The organism is Geodermatophilus sp. SMS 5-13 (assembly GCF_059428245.1).
The window spans coordinates 3520969-3537238 of sequence record NZ_CP165729.1 but is presented as its reverse complement, the minus strand read 5'-3'; the positions used below and the strand labels follow the sequence as shown (position 1 = coordinate 3537238).

Below are 16270 nucleotides of genomic sequence, written 5' to 3'. Positions count from 1 at the left end.
CCGGCCGAGCGGGGGACCGTGCCGATCGACGGCACCCGCGTGGCGTGGGAGCGGTGGCCGTCCGCTCGCGGGCTGTCGCTCGTGCTGGTGCACGGCACGTCCGCGCACGCCGGCTGGTGGCACTCCACCGTCCCGGCGCTGCGCGGCGAGTTCGACGTGGTCGCCGTCGACCTCTCCGGGCACGGGGACAGCGGCCGGCGCGCGAGCTACTCGATGGCCGGCTGGGCCGAGGAGGTGCTGGCGGTCGTCGACGGCGTCTGCGGCGGCCGGGCGCTCGTGGCGGGTCACAGCATCGGCGGCCTCGTGGCGGCCGGCGCCGCCGCCCGCTCGCCGGACTCGGTCGCGGCGCTGGTGCTCGCCGACTCCATCGTCGAGCCACCGGACCGCCCGGCCGAGGTCGCGGTGCGGCCGCGCACCACCCGGGTGTACCCGTCGGTGGACGAGGCCGTGGCCCGGTTCCGCCTGGAGCCGCCGCAACCGGTGGCCGACCGGACCGTCCTCGACTACGTCGCGGCCCGCTCGCTGCGCGCGGTGGCCGGCGGCTGGGCCTGGAAGGTCGACCCGGCGATCTGGGACGTCGTCGCGCGGCCCGAGGGGCTCACCGACGGGCTTGCGGGGGTGCGGTGCCCGGTCGCCGTCGTCCGCGGCGAGCACAGCTCGCTGGTGGGGGAGGATGCCGCCGTCGTCCTCGCCCGGCGATGGGGCCGGCCGGTGCCGCAGTACACCGTGGCCGGGGCCCACCACCACCTGATGCTCGACCAGGGGGCCGCCTTCACCGGCTGCCTGCTGGCCGCGCTCGGCGACCTCCGCCGCGCGCTCGAGGGCGGCCTCGGCGACCCCGGAGCCGCGCCGTCGGCCCTCGCCGGCTGACCCGGGCGCGGGGCTCGGACGGCGGCCCGGACGGTTCCGGATCACGGGCCGGACACGGTCCACATCGACCATTGACGTCAGCGTCACTTTCGAGCAAGCTTCCGACTGTGACGTCAACCACTGAGGTTGGCGCCGGGCATCGACCGCAGCGCTCCCACCGACTCGAAGGAAGTCATCCATGAAGCGATTCACGACAGGCGCCGGAGCCGCGGCCGCCGCCGTGCTGCTCCTCGCCTCGGCGTGCAGCAAGCCGGAAGCGAGCGCCGACAGCAGCGGTGGCCTCGAGGGCGACCCGCTCACCATCGGTGTGCAGTCCCTGGACACCGGCGCGGTGGCCTACCCGCAGAGCACCTACGGCGCCGAGGCCGCCGAGTGGTACGTCAACAACAAGCTGGGCGGCATCAACGGCCGGCCGCTGGACCTGGACGTCTGCTCCGGCGACGGCACGCCCGAGACCGGCGTCAGCTGCGCCAACCACTTCGTGACCAGCGACGCCCCCGTCGTCTTCGACGCCTACGACGGCACGAGCATCGGCGCGATGGTGCCGATCCTGTCCGAGGCGAAGGTCCCGATCGTCGGGGAGCTGGCCGGCCAGGGCGTCGCCGAGGCGGCCCCGTACGGCACCGCCTACTACTTCTCCGGCCCGCTGGAGACCAGCGCGCTGGGCATGGTGACGGCGCTGGCCAACGACGGCGCCAAGACCGCCGCGCTCGCCGTCACGGACGCGCCGTCGTCCCACGGCTACGTCGACGCGCTGGTCAAGCCGCTGGGCGGCGAGCTCGGCGTCGACGTGACCGGCGTCTACACGACCGTCGACAACCTGAACTACCAGGTGCTGGCGCAGACCGAGCTGGCCAGCGACCCCGACGTCGCCGGCGTCATCGCGCTGCCCGAGGAGGCCTGCACCGGGCTGATCCAGGCGATCAAGCAGGCCGGCTTCGAGGGCACGACGTTCATGGGCTCGTGCTCCCAGTTCATCGACGAGCTGGGCGGTGACGCCGAGGGCGCCATCGTGCAGCCGCGGCTCTGGGTGCCCCTGTCACGGGACAACGCGCCGGAGGGTGTGCAGAAGCAGCTCGACGAGTTCGCCGAGGCCATGAAGGCGGTCGGCTACGAGGACGAGCAGAGCGCCCGTTCGCTGTACTCGTTCGCCGGGATCATCAACCTGGCGAACATCCTCTCCGGCATCGACGGTGACATCACCGCGGACTCGGTGAACACGGCGATGCAGGCGGTCAAGGACTTCCAGACCTACCTGGGCCCGAAGGTGACCTGCGACGGGGAGCAGTGGCCCGGCCGGCCCGGCGCCTGCAGCCACCAGGCGATCTTCTTCCAGGTCCAGGACGACGGCACCCTTGCCCCGGTCAACGAGGGCGGCTTCATCGACCTCGACACGTCGGTCGCCGAGCGCGCGATCAGCGGCTGACCCGAATGGTCCCCGGGGCCGGCACTCCGCCGGTCCCGGGGACCGCCCGTTTCCCGCCCGTTCCGTCCCCCGGAGGTTCCCGGTGACGTCGTCCCCGTGGCCGATCGGCCAGCTCTTCGCCCACGCCGCCCGGCGGTGGCCGGACCGGCTCTGCTGGGTGGCGACCGATGGCCGCGGCCGCACCTTCCGCGAGGTCAACGAGCGGATCAACCGCCTCTGCGACGCCCTCGCCGCCCGCGGCGTGCGCAAGGGCACCCGGATCGCGCTGCTGGACACCGATTCCTTCGCCTACGCGGAGCTGCTGGGCGCGTGCTTCAAGCTGGGCGCCACCTACGTCCCGGTGAACTACCGGCTGGCGCCGTTCGAGATCGAGAACATCCTCGGCCGGGCCGAGCCGGAGTGGTTCTTCGTCGGCGAGCGCTACGTCGAGACCGCCCGGTCGGTGGTGAAGACCCTGCCCGGCGACTGCCGGCTGTGGTCGCTGGACGGTTCCCTCGGGGACGACGTCGAGGTCCTGGTGGCCGAGGGTCGCGACGTGGAGCCGCAGGTGGCGCTCGGGGACGACGACGTCCTCGGGATCATGTTCACCAGCGGGACGACGGGGCTGCCGAAGGGCGTCGTGCAGTCCCACCGCATGCTCAAGACGATGATGTGGCTGGGCGGGGAGACCCGTCCGCGGCCCGGCGCCGTCCGCTACACCGCCTCGCCGATCTTCCACATCGCCGGCTGGGTGATCGTGTTCGTCCAGGCCGCGCACGGCGCCACGTCGCTGATCCATCCGCAGTTCGACGCGGAGGTCGTCGCCGAGGCGATCGGCTCGGGCCTGCTCACCGGCGCCTTCCTGGTGCCGACGATGATCCAGCAGGTGCTCGAGGTCGACCGCGGCCGCGGCGAGCACGAGCGGCTCGACACCCTCCAGTACGGCTCGGCGCCGATGCCGCCCAGCCTGCTGCGCCGGGCGCTGGAGCGCTGGCCCTCCTGCGACTTCTGGAACCTCTTCGGCGCGGGCACCGAGTCCGGGCTGCAGACCCTGCTGCGGCCCGACGACCACCGCCGCGCGCTGGCCGGCGAGGAGCACCTGCTCGGGTCGGTCGGCCAGCCGATCCTCGGCGTCGACCTTCGGATCCTCGACGACGACGGCACCGAGTGCCCGCCGGGCGTCGTCGGGCACATCGCCGCCCGAACCGACAGCGTGATGACCGGCTACCTCGACATGCCCGAGCTGACCGCCACGGCGCTGCACGACGGGTACTTCTTCGGCGGCGACCGCGGCTGGCTGGACGAGGACGGCTACCTGTTCCTCGGCGGCCGCAGCCGGGACATGATCGTCCGCGGCGGCGAGAACATCTACGTCGCCGAGGTGGAGTCGGTGCTCACCGACGTCCCGGGCGTGGCGGACGCCGCCGTCGTCGGCCGGCCCCACGAGTCGTGGGGCGAGGTCGTCGTGGCCTTCGTCGAGCACCGCGACGCCGCCGCGCCGACGGTCGCCGAGCTCGAGGCGATGTGCCGCTCGCGGCTGGCCGGCTACAAGGTGCCGGTCGAGTACCACGTGCTGTCCGCGCTGCCGCGCAACCCCACGGGCAAGGTCCGCAAGAACGAGCTGCTCGCGCTCGTCGACGGCTGACCCGGCCGCCGCCGGTCGCTGTCCGTCAGCGTGGGTTCGCACTAACGCACGACAGGCGGGAGTGCAAAGCGCCACGCCGCCCCAATTGTCAGGTGACGCCAAGCTGGGGCCCGGATGTTCGTGATCATGGGAGCTTCTTGCCCATAGCGCTGGGCTCGAGGACGGCGAATTCTGCCGCGCCATGAGAAACCTCCTGCGTCTCACCGTCCTGGCGCTCGTGTCCGTGCTCGGCGCGCTGCTCCTGTCCGCCCCGGCCTCCGCCCGCGCTCCCTACTGCGGCATCACGTGGGGCTCCCAGCCCAAGCCCGCGGCCCACCTCTCCGACGCCGAGTTCCTCTACGGCATCCGGGCCGGGCAGCACGCCTGCTACGACCGTCTCGTCCTCGACCTGGGCGGGGAGGACGCCGACTTCAGCTCGTACCGCGTCCGCTACGTCCCGGCGGTCACCGGCATCGGCTCCGGCGATCGGATCCCGCTGCGCGGCGGCGCCTACCTCGAGGTCGTCGTCGACGCGGCCCCCTACGACCGCAACGGCAACCCGACCTTCACGCCCGCCGACCGCCGCGAGGTCGTGCCGGTGGCGGGCTTCCGGACGTTCCGCCAGGTGGTCTGGGCGGGCTCGTTCGAGGGCCAGACGGAGCTCGGCGTCGGCGTGCGCGCACGACTGCCCTTCCGCGCCTTCGTCCTCCCCGGCACGCCGAACACCGACCACACGCCTCGCCTGGTGATCGACGTGGCGCACCGCTGGTGACGGTCCGACCCCGACGGCCGGCTCCCCGCGGGGGGCCGGCCGTCCGTCGTCGCGGGGGCCGAGCGCGCGCGAGATGCGCGACGTCGTGGCCATGGGGCAGGGGAAGGCCCGAGATCGCGCATCTCGCCGCGGGACCCGAGGCGACGTTTCCGCGCCGGCCTCAGCGCACTTCGTTCAGCTGTCGGTGTCTGCTGTCGGCGGGGACTGCTCCGCGGTGTTGCGCTCGGCGATCGCCAGGAGCCGGCCCACGGCCTCGTTGGACGTGGCGAACGGCGTGCCGGTGTCGACGCCGGCGAGCTTGTCGACCACTGCGGCGACGCCGTCGTCGTCGTCCGGCAGCTCCTCGAGGTCGGACTCCACGACCTGCACCCGTGCCACCCGGCCGCCGCCCACCTCGAGGACGAGACCGCTCTGCCGGCACCGTTCGGACACCAGGTGCGCGACGACGGGGGAGACCAGGTCGGGTGCGAGCCCGCGCAGCGCCGCCTCCGGCATCAGCGGCTCGGTCATGCGGGTGGCGGCCACGGGCGCGATCGCGTTCACCAGCACGCCGGCGCGGGCGCCCTCCTGCTTGAGCACGTTGACCAGGCCGACCAGGCCCATCTTCGCCGCGGCGTAGTTGGCCTGCCCGAACTGCCCGTACAGCCCGCTGGCCGAGCTGGTGACGACGACACGGCCCGAGCCCGACGCCGTCAAGTGAGGCCACGCCGCCCTCGCGCAGTACGCGGCCGCGGACAGGTGCACCCGCACGACGGCGTCGAAGTCCTCGAGCGTCATCTTCGCGAACGTCCGGTCGCGCAGGAACCCGGCGTTGGCCACCAGCGCGTCGAGCCGGCCGAACGCCTCCAGCGCCGCGTCGACGGCCGCCCGCGCGCCCTCGTGCGCGGCGACGTCGTAGCGAGCCGCTGCCGCGGTGCCCCCGGCGGCGCGGATCTCGGCGGCGACCGCCTCGGCGACGGAGGAGTCCCCGCCGCGCCCGTCGAGCTCTGCGCCCGTGTCGACGACGACCACGGCCGCGCCCCGGGCGGCGAGCGCCAGCGCGTGCGCGCGGCCCAGCCCGCGACCGCCGCCGGTGACCAGGACGACGCGGTCGTCCAGCTCGCCGCTCATGCCTGCCCCGCCGGCCGGGCCGGCTCCGGCTCGCGCAGCCCGAGGGCCCGCGCCCACACCAGCGTCATCGTGGCGATGAGGGCCTCCTCGTCGAAGTCCTTGCCCAGGTTCAGCCACACCCAGCAGGTGTGGTCGACCATCGAGCCGAGCACCTCCGAGGCCAGCCACGGATCGAGGTCGGGGTCGACCAGCCCCTGCGCCTGCTGCATCCGGATGCCGTGCGCGGTGCGGGCGACGAACGCCTCGCGCACCGACAGCCGCAGGTCGGCGACCTCCGGCGTCGACTGGCCCAGCTGGGCGACCACCACGACCAGGCGCGCCTCGGCCCGGTACGCGGCGACGAACCGGCGCATCGCCTGCTCGATCTGCTCGTGCACCGTCGCCGGGCGGGGACCCTCCGGCTTGAGCGCGGCGATCATGCGGGTGGCCAGCTCGGCGGCCACCTCGCGGAAGATCGCGTCCTTGGAGTCGTAGTACGTGTAGAAGGTGCCCTGGCTGACGCCCGCCTCCTCGGCGATGTCCGCGACCCGGGCGTCGAGGAAGCCCTGCCGCTCGAACACCCGCCGCGCGGCCTCGAGCAGCTCGGCCTTGCGGGCGTGCCCGCGGTCGGTCTGCGGGCCGGCGTTGCGGCGGAGCTGCTGCTCCGGACCGGGACCGACCCCGATGGCCGCGGCGGCGGGGCGCATCAGGTCAGCCACACGATCGTGTCCTCGGCGACGCAGGCCGGCTTCTCGGCGCCCTCGACCTCGACGGTGACGCGGAACGTGGCCTTGGTGCCGCCCTCGACCGGCGCGGTGCGCAGCAGCGCCACGCGTCCCCGGATGTGGCTGCCCACCGGCACCGGCGCCGTGAAGCGCACCTTCTCGAAGCCGTAGTGCAGGCCGTAGGTGGCGGTCACCGAAACGACCTCGCCGATCATCACCGGCACCAGCGAGAGCGTGAGCATCCCGTGCGCGATCGTGCCGCCGTACGGGCCCGCCGCCGCGCGCTCGCGGTCGACGTGGATCCACTGGTGGTCGTCGGTGGTGTCGGCGAAGGCGTCGACCCGGTCCTGCGCGATCTCGCGCCACGGGCTGACGCCGAGGTCCTCGCCCTCGGCGGCCAGCAGCTCGTGCACGTCCTGGAACGAGCGCATCGTCGCCTCCCGGGTCCGGAACTTCGGTGGGGTCAGACAGTACCCCGTCATCTGACATTGACGTCAAGTACGGACGGTCTCCGGGATCGCGGCCACCCGAGCGCGGCGGGCCGAGGCCAGCAGGAGGACGAGCAGCACCGCCCCGGCGGCCGCCGAGCAGGCCGCCGCGGCCAGCGCCCACTGGTAGCTGCCCGACCCGGTGCGCACGGCGCCGACGACGAGCGGGCCGAACGCCATGCCGCAGCTGACGCCGAGGTTGGACAGCGCCAGGATCCGCCCGAACGAGCCGGCACCGAACCGCTCGGCGACCAGCAGCGGGTGCAGCACCTGCATGTTGCCGATGGTCAGCCCGTACGCCGCCGTGCAGACGAGGACGGCGGCCGCCGACGGCGCGGCCCCGATGCCGAGGGTCGCCACGCACTGCAGACCGAGCAGCACCGCCGTGGTGACGGTCAGCCGCACCCGGCCGAGCACCGCCGAGCCGAGCACCCGGCCGGCGAGGCTGGCCAGCGCCATGACGCTCACCGCGGCCGCCGCGACCACGGCGTCGATCCGCTCGGTGACGGCGTTGAACAGGTGGGACAGCGCGCCCACCTGGCCGAGCATGCCGAGCGTGAGCGCCGCCGTCGCCAGCCAGAACCAGCCGGTGCGCAGCGCCTGCCCGACGCTCTCGCCGCCGTCGGCGACGGGCGGGGGCGGCGCGGGGTCGCCGTCCGGCCAGGCGCCGCGGGACGCAGGGTAGGGACGGACGAAGGCGAGCGTCACCGGGACCACGCCGACGACGTACGCGCCGGCCAGCCACGGGGCCGCCCCCGCGACGCCGAGCGACTGCACGAGCGCGGCGATCGGCGGCGTGAGCACCGCCCCGCCCAGCGGCAGCCCGGTGAAGGCCAGCGACATCGCCACGGCCCGCCGCCGGCTGAACCACCGGGCGAGCAGCGCGCTCGCCGGGATCGTGCCGGTGGCGGCGAAGCCCACGCCGAGCGCGGCGTAGGCCAGGACGAGCTGCCCCGGCGTCCGCACCGAGCCGAGCGCCCACAGCGCCGCGCCGGCGAACGCCGCCCCGGCGCAGATCACCCAGCGCACGTCCACCCGGTCGAGCAGGGCGGCCACCCCGACGCCGGCGACACCGCCGACGAGCAGGAACGCGCTCGTCGCGACGGACACCGTCGCCAGCGAGAACGCGTGCGGCCCGCGGGTGAGCGCCTCGAGGTACACCGACACCCCGTAGAACGAGATGCCGACGGTGACCGCGAGGACCACCCCGAGGGCGGCCACGACCACCCAGCCGTAGTACGGACGGCGCCGCCGCACCGCCCCGGCCACGCGCGGGCTCAGGCCGGGACGGCGGTGGGGACGGCGTGCGGCGCGTCGCCGAGATGGCGGCCCGCGAGCTGCTCGAGGAGCTCCTCGAACTCGGCCATCGTGCGCCGGACGATCTCGCCGACGGGCAGGATCTCGCCGATCCGGCCGGCCACCTGGCCCAGCTGCTGCAGCGAGGCGCCGAGGTCGCCGCCCTCGTAGGTGTCGCGCACCTTGAGCAGCAGCGGGACCGGGTCGGTCAGGTCGGCCTCGACCTGGCTGACCAGGTCGGTGCGCAGCACCCGCATCGGCTTGCGGTTGTGCCGGTTGAGCAGCACCGTGTCGGTCTCGGTGGCGGCGACGACGGCGTCCTTCACGTTGCCGTGGACGCCGGACTCGAGCGAGGCGAGCATCCGCGTCCCCATCTGCACGCCCTCGGCGCCGAGCGCGAACGCGGCCAGCATCGAGGCGCCGTCGACCATGCCGCCGGCCGCGACCACCGGCACGTCGAGCGACCGGGTGATCATCGGCAGCAGCACCATCGAGGCGACCTCGTGCGGGCTCTTGAAGCCGGCGCCCTCCACGCCCTCCACGACCAGGCCGTCGACGCCGGCGTCCACGGCCTTGCGCGCGGCGTGCAGCGTCGGGACGACGTGGAAGACGGTGAGCCCGGCGTCCTTGAGCAGCGGCGTGTACTTCTCCGGCGAGCCGGCGGAGGTGGTGACGAACCGGATCCCGGCGTCCACCACGACGTCGACGACGGCCGGGTCCTTCGCGAAGGCGATCGGGATGTTCACGCCGATCGGCTTGTCGGTGAGCTCCTGCGTGCGCGCGATGTCGGCGCGGACCTGCTCGACGGCCAGGGAGCCGGGGACCAGCCCCATGCCGCCGGCCTCGGAGACGGCCGCGACCAGGTCCGGCCGTGCCACCCAGCCCATCGGTGCGGAGAGGATGGGGGCGTCAACCCCGAGCAACTTAGTGACGCGGGTGTCACTTTTCATGCCCGCACGGTAGCGTGGTCGCGGTCCGTCGTTTCGTGACGTGCGTCACACGTTCTCCGCTCACCCGATGGGAGGCGGGCGGTGCTCGCGTCAGGGGTGCGGACGGGATCGGCTCGTTACGATCACGGCCGATCCGCGCGACGATGGGGCGCGCACGTACGTGCACATCAGCAGGAGGGAGGGATCGGGTCGTGGTCGCACCTCGTTCCCACGGCGCCGGGGCGGTGCCGAGCATCGGTCAGCAGGAGCGCCGGGAAACCGGTCCCCTCACGGGGAAGGGGCAGGCGCGCAAGGCCGCGCTGCTCGACGCCGCCGCCCGGGTCTTCGAGCGCCGCGGGTTCCTCGACACCCGCGTGGCCGACATCGTCGCCGAGGCGAAGGTCGCCCAGGGCACCTTCTACACGTACTTCGACTCGAAGGACGCCGTCTTCCAGGCGGTCGCCACCCGCGTCGTCGGCGAGATGCTGGTCGCGCTGCACGGCGACCACCCGAGCGCCGGCGCGACCGCGTACGAGCGGGCCTTCGCGGCGATGGAGCGCTTCGTCGACGCCTACCGGCCGCGGGCGCGGATCATCGCCCTCATCGAGCAGGTGGGCACCTTCACGCCGGAGCTGAAGACGCTGCGGCTGCAGGTCCGCGAGGCGTTCGTCGACCGGGCCGCCCGCGGCATCGCCCACCAGCAGGAGCAGGGCATCGCCGACGCGTCGCTGGACCCGGTGCTCACCGCCGAGGTGCTCGGCGCCATGGTCGACCACGTCTGCTACGTCTGGATGAACCTGGGCAAGGACTTCGACCGCGACGCGCTGCTGGAGATGCTGACGCTGGTCTGGATCCGCGCGATCGGCGCCGAGGAGCCGGCCCGCGACCGGGCCGCGGCGACGGCGCGGCCCGAGGTCGTCCCCTCGGCCTGAAACCGGCGCGGGCGTTCCCGCCCGGCCCCTCCGGCAGGTACCGTTCCGCCGTCGGAGGGAATTGACGATGAAGTCAACTGACGGGCTGCCGCTGGCCGGGATCCGGGTTCTCGAGTGCGGCGACGCGCTGGCCGCCGCCTACGCGGGCCGGCTGCTGTGCGACCTGGGCGCCGAGGTGGTGAAGGTCGAGCCGGCGCACGGCGACCCGCTGCGCGCGCTCGGCCCGTTCGTCGCGGGCATCCCGAACCGGGACCTGTCCGCGTCGGCGGCCTACTTCCACGCGGGCAAGCGGTCGGTGGTCATCGGGTCGGGGGGCATCGTCCCGCCGGACGACCCCGAGCTCGCCCGCCTGGTGGGCCGCGCCGACGTCGTCCTGCGCAGCACCAGGGACGGCGCCGACTGGGTCCCCGACGCGCTGCTCGACCGGCGCGGTGACGACCTTCTCGTCGTCGACCTGTCCACCTTCGGCCGGGTCGGGCGCTCCGGCCCGCACCCGACGAACGACCTGCTCGCGCTGGCCGCCGCCGGGCTGCTGGCGGTCAACACCTGGAGCCTGTCCGACCCCGACGCCGGGCCGCTGCGCTACCGCGGCGAGCTGGCCTCGGTGCACGCCGCGTGCGCCGGCGTGCTGGCCCTGCTCGGCGCGCTGGTCGAGCGGGACCGCAGCGGGCACGGGCAGCGGATCGACGTCTCCGCGCAGGCGGCCGTCAGCAGCGTGCTGGCCACCGCGCTGTCCCGGTACGGCTACACCGGCGGCCTGCCCGCCCGGCAGGGCACCCGCAGCGTCGGGCCGTGGGGGTTCTACGACTGCGCCGACGGCGTCGTCCTCATCCAGTGCACCAAGGACGAGGAGTACCGCCGGCTCGTGGAGCTGCTCGGCAGCCCGGAGTGGGGCGGCCTGGAGATCTTCGCGACGATGGCCGACCGCGACGCCAACTCCGACGTCCTCGACGTGTTCCTCGGCGAGGCGCTCGCCGAGTGGTCCCTGGCCGACTTCCTCGCCGCCGCGCACGCGAGCCGCGTGCCGGCCGCGCCGGTGCACTCCGGCGCCGACGTCCTCGCCTGGGAGCACCTGCGCGAGCGCGACTCGCTGCGTCCGGTCCGGGTCGCCGACGGCAGCCGTGCGGCCGAGCTGCCGGTGCCCGGGCCGGCCTGGCGGTTCGGCGGCGCCGGGCCGGCCCCGCGCGGTCCGGCGCCGCGGCTGGGCGAGGCCGCGGCGGGGGAGCTGTGGGCCGAGGCCTCGACGCCGCAGCACGAAGGGCGCCCGCCGGCGCGGCGGCCGCTGGAGGGCGTGCGGGTCCTCGACCTGACGTGGGTGTGGGCCGGCCCGTTCTCGACGATGCAGCTGGCGCACCTGGGCGCCGAGGTGATCCGGATCGAGACCACGACCCGCGTCGACGTCACCCGGCTGCTGCCGCCGTACGCCGACGACGTCCCCGGCATCGACCGCTCCGGCTACTTCAACCAGTACAACCAGGGGAAGAAGAGCGTCGCGCTCAACCTGCGCGAGCGGCGGGGCATGGACCTGCTGCGCCGGCTGGTGGCCACCGCGGACGTCGTCGTCGACAACATGGCCGCCGGTTCCCTGGCCCGCATGGGCCTGCCCTGGGACGAGATGCGCGCGCTCAACCCGCGGATCGTCGCGGTCTCCATGACCGGCTTCGGCGAGACCGGGCCCTACGCCGATCACATGGCCTACGGCTCGCTCATCGACGCGCTGTCGGGGACCGCCGCCGCCAACGGCCCGGTCGCCGGCGGCCCCGCCGACTTCGTCATGTCGCTGCCCGACCCGATGGCCGGCGTCCACACGGCGATCGCCACCGTGGCGGCCGTGCGGCAGGCGCGGCTGACCGGCGTCGGCACGCGGGTCGAGACGGCGATGCTCGAGGCCTGCCTCGCCGCGTTCCCGTGGCCGGTGCTGCACGCCGCGGTCGGCTCGGCGGTCCCGGTCATCGGCAACCGGGACGAGGAGCGCAGCCCGCACGGGGTCTACCGGTGCAGCGGGGACGACGAGTGGCTCGCGGTCGCCGTCGAGGACGACGCCCAGTGGGTCGCGCTGGCGACGGTGATCGGCTCGGACCTGGCCGGCGACCCCCGCTTCGCCGGCCTGCACGCGCGGCGGGTGCACGAGGACGCGCTCGACGCCGTCCTGGGGGAGTGGGCGGCCGGCCAGGACGCCGCCAAGGCCGCGGACGCGCTGCGCGCGGCCGGGGTGCCGGCCGAGCACGTGCTGCACGTCGTCGAGGTCTACCGCTCCGATCCGCTGCTCGCGCGCGGCCACTTCACCCGGCACGACCACCCGGAGATCGGCCCCCGGACGCTGCCCGGCGTGCCGTGGGTGACGTCGCTGTCGGACATGACGCCGGCGGCCGCGTCGCCGGCGCTCGGCCAGCACACCCGCGAGGTGCTCGCCGGCGTGCTGGGGCTCGACGGCGCCGCGATCGACGAGCTGGTGCGCGCCGGCGTGACGGTGTGACGCCGGATACAAAAAAATCAGCCGATGGACTGATTCCCTTGCTACGCTCCCACCGCATCCGTCTCGCTGCGCGCCGCGGACCCCTGAGGACATAGCGCGCCGTCCTGCTCGACGAGGAGTGAGGGTGACCTCTGTGACGACTTCCGGTTCGATCTCGGTCGACGGCAGCTACCGGCTCGAGGACCGGTTCGAGCGCACGACCGGCCGGGTCTACCTCACCGGCTGGGACGCGCTCGTCCGGCTGCCGCTCATGCAGCGGGAGCGCGACGCGCTCGCCGGGCTGAACACGGCCGGGTTCGTCTCCGGTTACCCGGGCTCGCCGCTGGGCGGCCTGGACTCCCTGCTGCGGGCGCAGCGCGCGATGCTCGCCGAGCGGGGAGTGCGCTTCGAGCCCGGCCTCAACGAGGACCTCGCGGCGACCTCCATCTGGGGCACCCAGAACCTGAACAACGGGCCGGTCCGCTCGCGCTACGACGGCGTGTTCGGCATGTGGTACGGCAAGGGCCCCGGCGTCGAGCGCTCCACCGACGCCATGCGGACGGCGAACTTCCAGGGCACCGCCCGGCACGGCGGCGTGCTCGCCGTCGCCGGCGACGACCACAACGCGCGCAGCACCGTCACCGCGCAGCAGAGCGAGACGCTGTTCATCCACATGCACATGCCGGTGCTGAACCCGGCGACCGTGCAGGAGTACCTGGACTACGGCCTGGCCGGCTGGGCGCTGTCCCGCTTCGCCAGCACCTGGGTGGGCTTCATCGCGCTCAACGACACCGCCGACTCCGCGGCCACCGTCGACGTCGACCCCTCGCGGCCGCGGCTCGTGATCCCCGAGGGCGTCGTCCCGCCGCCGCCGATGGCCGTGGGCCGCGCCGGTGAGGGGGTGGCCGGCGGCCTCTCCCGGGAGCGGGAGATCCGGACCCTGCGGCTGCCCGCCGCCCAGGCCTTCGTCCGCGCCAACGGGCTGGACCGGGTCGTCGTCGGCGCGGACCGCGGCCGCGGCCGGCTGGGCGTGGTCGCCTCGGGCAAGGCCTACCTCGACGTCATCGACGCGCTGGGGCGGCTCGGCCTCACCTCCGAGGCCGCCGCCGACCTCGGCATCCGGGTCTACAAGGTGGCCATGCCCTGGCCGCTGGAGCCCGAGGGCGTCGCGGAGTTCGCCGCCTCGGTCGACGAGGTGCTGGTGGTCGAGCCCAAGCACCCGATCATGGAGGACCAGATCAGCCGGCTGCTGTGGCGGCTCCCGGCCGAGCGGCGCCCGCGCCTGACCGGCAAGGACGACGACACCGGCGCCCCGCTGATCCCCTCCTACGGCGCCCTCGACGCCACGCTCGTCTCCCGCGTGCTGCAGCGCCGGCTCGAGGCCGTGGCCGGGGCGGAGGTCGCCGCGCGGCTGCGGCCCCGGGAGTCGATCGAGCTGCTGACCACGGCGCCGCCGAGCGCGAACGAGCCGGTCCGCGCGGCCGGGTTCTGCTCCGGCTGTCCGCACAACACCTCGACCCGCGTGCCCGAGGGCTCCTTCGCCATCGGCGGCACCGGCTGCCACGGCATGGCCGCGGGCCTGACCGTGCCCGGCCGCGAGACGCACCACTTCACGCACATGGGCGGCGAGGGCGCGCTCTGGATCGGCATGGCGCCCTTCGCCGAGCAGTCGCACACCTTCCAGAACATGGGCGACGGCACCTACTCCCACTCCGGCTTCCTGGCCATCCGGGCCGCGATCGCCGCCGACGTGACGATGACCTTCAAGGTGCTGCTCAACGGCTACATCTCGATGACCGGCGGCCAGGCGATCCCCGGCGGGCTGTCCGCGCAGCAGCTCGCCGCGCAGGTCCTCGCCGAGGGCGCCCGCCGGGTCGTCGTCGTCAGTGACGACGTCGGCTCGTACAAGGGCCGCGAGCCGTTCCCGGCCGGCGTGCGCGTGCACGACCGTGAGGAGCTGCTCGCCGTCGAGGACGAGCTGCGCACCGAGCCCGGCGTCACCGTGCTGATCTACGACCAGGCCTGCGCCGCCGAGCTGCGCCGCGAGCGCAAGCGCGGGCGCGCGGTCGACCCGGACAAGCGGACGTTCATCCACGAGACCGTCTGCGAGGGCTGCGGCGACTGCAACGTGCAGTCCAACTGCATCTCGGTGGAGCCGCTGGACACCGACCTCGGGCGCAAGCGCCGGATCAACCAGTCCACCTGCAACAAGGACTTCACCTGCGTCACCGGCTACTGCCCGAGCTTCGTCACGCTCTACGGCGCCACCCCGCGCCGGCGCGGCAAGGCCGACGTCGGCGACCGCGGCGACCTGGTCGCCGCGCTGCCCACGCCGCCGGTGGCCGGGGACAGCGGGCCGTACAACATCCTCGTCGGCGGCATCGGCGGCGGCGGCGTCCTCACCGTCGGCGCGCTGGTCGGGATGGCCGCGCACCTCGAGGGCAAGGCGGCCAGCGTGCTCAACGAGTCCGGCCTGGCGCAGAAGAACGGCGCGGTGCAGAGCCACGTCCGTGTCGCCGGCGACCCCGCCGCCGAGCTCTCCCCGCGGATCGGTGCCGGGGCCAGCGACCTGGTGCTCGGCGCCGACATCGTCGTCGCCGCCGGCGCCGGACCGCTGGCGACCATGGACCCGGCCCGGACCACCGTGGTGGTCAACCAGGACGTCCGGCCGACCGTCGCCTTCGCGGCCAACGGCCGGCTCGACCTCTCCAGCGGCCCGATGGAGCGCCGGCTGCGCCGGGCCACCGGCGACCGGGTGGAGACCGTCGCCGCCGACGCCGTCGCCACCGACCTGATGGGCGACTCCATCTACGCCAACCTCTTCCTGCTCGGGTACGCCGCGCAGCGCGGCCTGCTGCCGGTGAGCGTCGCGGCCCTGGAGCGGGCGATCGAGATCAACGGCGTCGCCGTCGCCGCGAACCGCGAGGCGTTCGGCTGGGGCCGGCTGGCCGCGGCCGACCCCGAGCGGGTCGCCGCGATCCGCGCGGAGCACTCCGGGCCGGCCGTGGCCGTCCCGACGCGCGACGAGCCGGTCGGGGACCTCATCGCCCGCCGGCGCGCCTTCCTGGTCGACTACCAGGACGAGGCCTGGGCCCGGCGCTACGAGACGGCGGTCCAGTGGGTCGCCGCGGCCGAGCAGCAGGTCGTGCCCGGCACCGACACGCTCACGCACGCGGTGGCCGAGAACCTGTTCAAGCTCATGGCCTACAAGGACGAGTACGAGGTGGCCCGGCTCTACCTGGCCCCCGAGTTCACCGCGCGCCTCGAGGACGCGTTCGAGGGCGACTACCGGGTCAAGGTGAACCTCGCGCCGCAGATCCTCAACGGCCGCGACCGCACCACCGGGCGGGCGCGCAAGTGGGAGATCCCGCTGGAGGTGGCCCGGCCGGCGTTCGCGGTGCTGGCCCGCGCCCGGCGGCTGCGCGGCACCAAGCTCGACGTGTTCGGCAGGACGGCACACCGCAAGGCCGAGCGCGCGCGCATCGACGAGTACCTGGCCGTGCTCGAGGAACTGACCGGCGCGCTGACCGCCGAGAACCACCGGATCGCCGTCCAGGTGGCCGCGCTGCCCGAGACGATCCGCGGGTTCGACACGATCAAGGACGAGGCGGCCGAGCGGGCCCAGGAGAAGCAGGCGGTGCTGCTGGAGGAGTTCCGGGCGCTCACCGTCGCCCGGGCCGGCTGA

12 protein-coding genes are annotated in these 16270 nt (G+C 74.4%); 7 read left to right on the top strand and 5 right to left on the bottom strand.

The window, feature by feature from the left end; all coding sequences use genetic code 11:
* Positions 1 to 18 precede the first annotated feature (18 nt).
* The 4 genes from AB3388_RS17095 (at position 19) to AB3388_RS17080 (ending at position 4671) form a co-directional block, all read left to right on the top strand.
* Positions 19 to 870, top strand: a complete 852-nt coding sequence (locus AB3388_RS17095; RefSeq protein ID WP_495406504.1) for an alpha/beta fold hydrolase — start codon at positions 19 to 21, stop codon at positions 868 to 870.
* Between the two features lie 178 nt (positions 871 to 1048).
* Positions 1049 to 2296 carry an ABC transporter substrate-binding protein gene (locus AB3388_RS17090; RefSeq protein ID WP_495406503.1) on the top strand — a complete coding sequence of 416 codons (1248 nt, stop codon included), beginning with the start codon at positions 1049 to 1051 and terminating at the stop codon, positions 2294 to 2296.
* A gap of 82 nt (positions 2297 to 2378) precedes the next feature.
* Entirely contained in the window at positions 2379 to 3920 is a 1542-nt protein-coding gene (locus AB3388_RS17085; protein ID WP_495406502.1) for a class I adenylate-forming enzyme family protein, read from the top strand.
* A gap of 181 nt (positions 3921 to 4101) precedes the next feature.
* Positions 4102 to 4671: an AMIN-like domain-containing (lipo)protein gene (locus tag AB3388_RS17080; protein WP_495406501.1), complete on the top strand. Its 570-nt coding sequence runs from the start codon at positions 4102 to 4104 to the stop codon at positions 4669 to 4671.
* Between the two features lie 174 nt (positions 4672 to 4845).
* Here the strand turns inward: AB3388_RS17080 and AB3388_RS17075 are convergent, their stop codons facing one another.
* From AB3388_RS17075 to AB3388_RS17055, 5 genes are all read right to left on the bottom strand, one after another.
* On the bottom strand, positions 4846 to 5781 hold the full coding sequence (locus AB3388_RS17075) for an SDR family NAD(P)-dependent oxidoreductase (protein WP_495406500.1): 936 nt from the start codon (positions 5779 to 5781) through the stop codon (positions 4846 to 4848).
* Positions 5778 to 6479, bottom strand: coding sequence for a TetR/AcrR family transcriptional regulator (locus AB3388_RS17070; RefSeq protein WP_495406499.1), 702 nt, complete (start codon positions 6477 to 6479; stop codon positions 5778 to 5780). Before AB3388_RS17070 ends, AB3388_RS17075 begins: the two co-directional genes overlap by 4 nt.
* Entirely contained in the window at positions 6467 to 6916 is a 450-nt protein-coding gene (locus AB3388_RS17065) for a MaoC family dehydratase (RefSeq protein ID WP_495406498.1), read from the bottom strand. The genes AB3388_RS17070 and AB3388_RS17065 overlap by 13 nt, the downstream gene beginning before the upstream one ends.
* Before the next feature lie 63 nt (positions 6917 to 6979).
* Positions 6980 to 8242 carry an MFS transporter gene (locus AB3388_RS17060; protein ID WP_495406497.1) on the bottom strand — a complete coding sequence of 421 codons (1263 nt, stop codon included), beginning with the start codon at positions 8240 to 8242 and terminating at the stop codon, positions 6980 to 6982.
* 8 nt (positions 8243 to 8250) lie between these two features.
* A complete protein-coding gene (locus AB3388_RS17055) occupies positions 8251 to 9219 on the bottom strand; it encodes an NAD(P)H-dependent flavin oxidoreductase (RefSeq protein WP_495406496.1) in 969 nt (322 codons plus the stop codon).
* Positions 9220 to 9410: 191 nt separating this feature from the next.
* Between AB3388_RS17055 and AB3388_RS17050 the strand changes: the two genes are divergently transcribed.
* The 3 genes from AB3388_RS17050 to AB3388_RS17040 all read left to right on the top strand — a co-directional run bounded on the left by AB3388_RS17050 (position 9411) and on the right by AB3388_RS17040 (position 16270).
* Positions 9411 to 10130: a TetR/AcrR family transcriptional regulator gene (locus tag AB3388_RS17050; RefSeq protein WP_495406495.1), complete on the top strand. Its 720-nt coding sequence runs from the start codon at positions 9411 to 9413 to the stop codon at positions 10128 to 10130.
* Between the two features lie 67 nt (positions 10131 to 10197).
* Positions 10198 to 12606, top strand: coding sequence for a CaiB/BaiF CoA transferase family protein (locus AB3388_RS17045; RefSeq protein WP_495406494.1), 2409 nt, complete (start codon positions 10198 to 10200; stop codon positions 12604 to 12606).
* A 133-nt stretch (positions 12607 to 12739) separates the two neighbouring features.
* Entirely contained in the window at positions 12740 to 16270 is a 3531-nt protein-coding gene (locus AB3388_RS17040; protein ID WP_495406493.1) for an indolepyruvate ferredoxin oxidoreductase family protein, read from the top strand.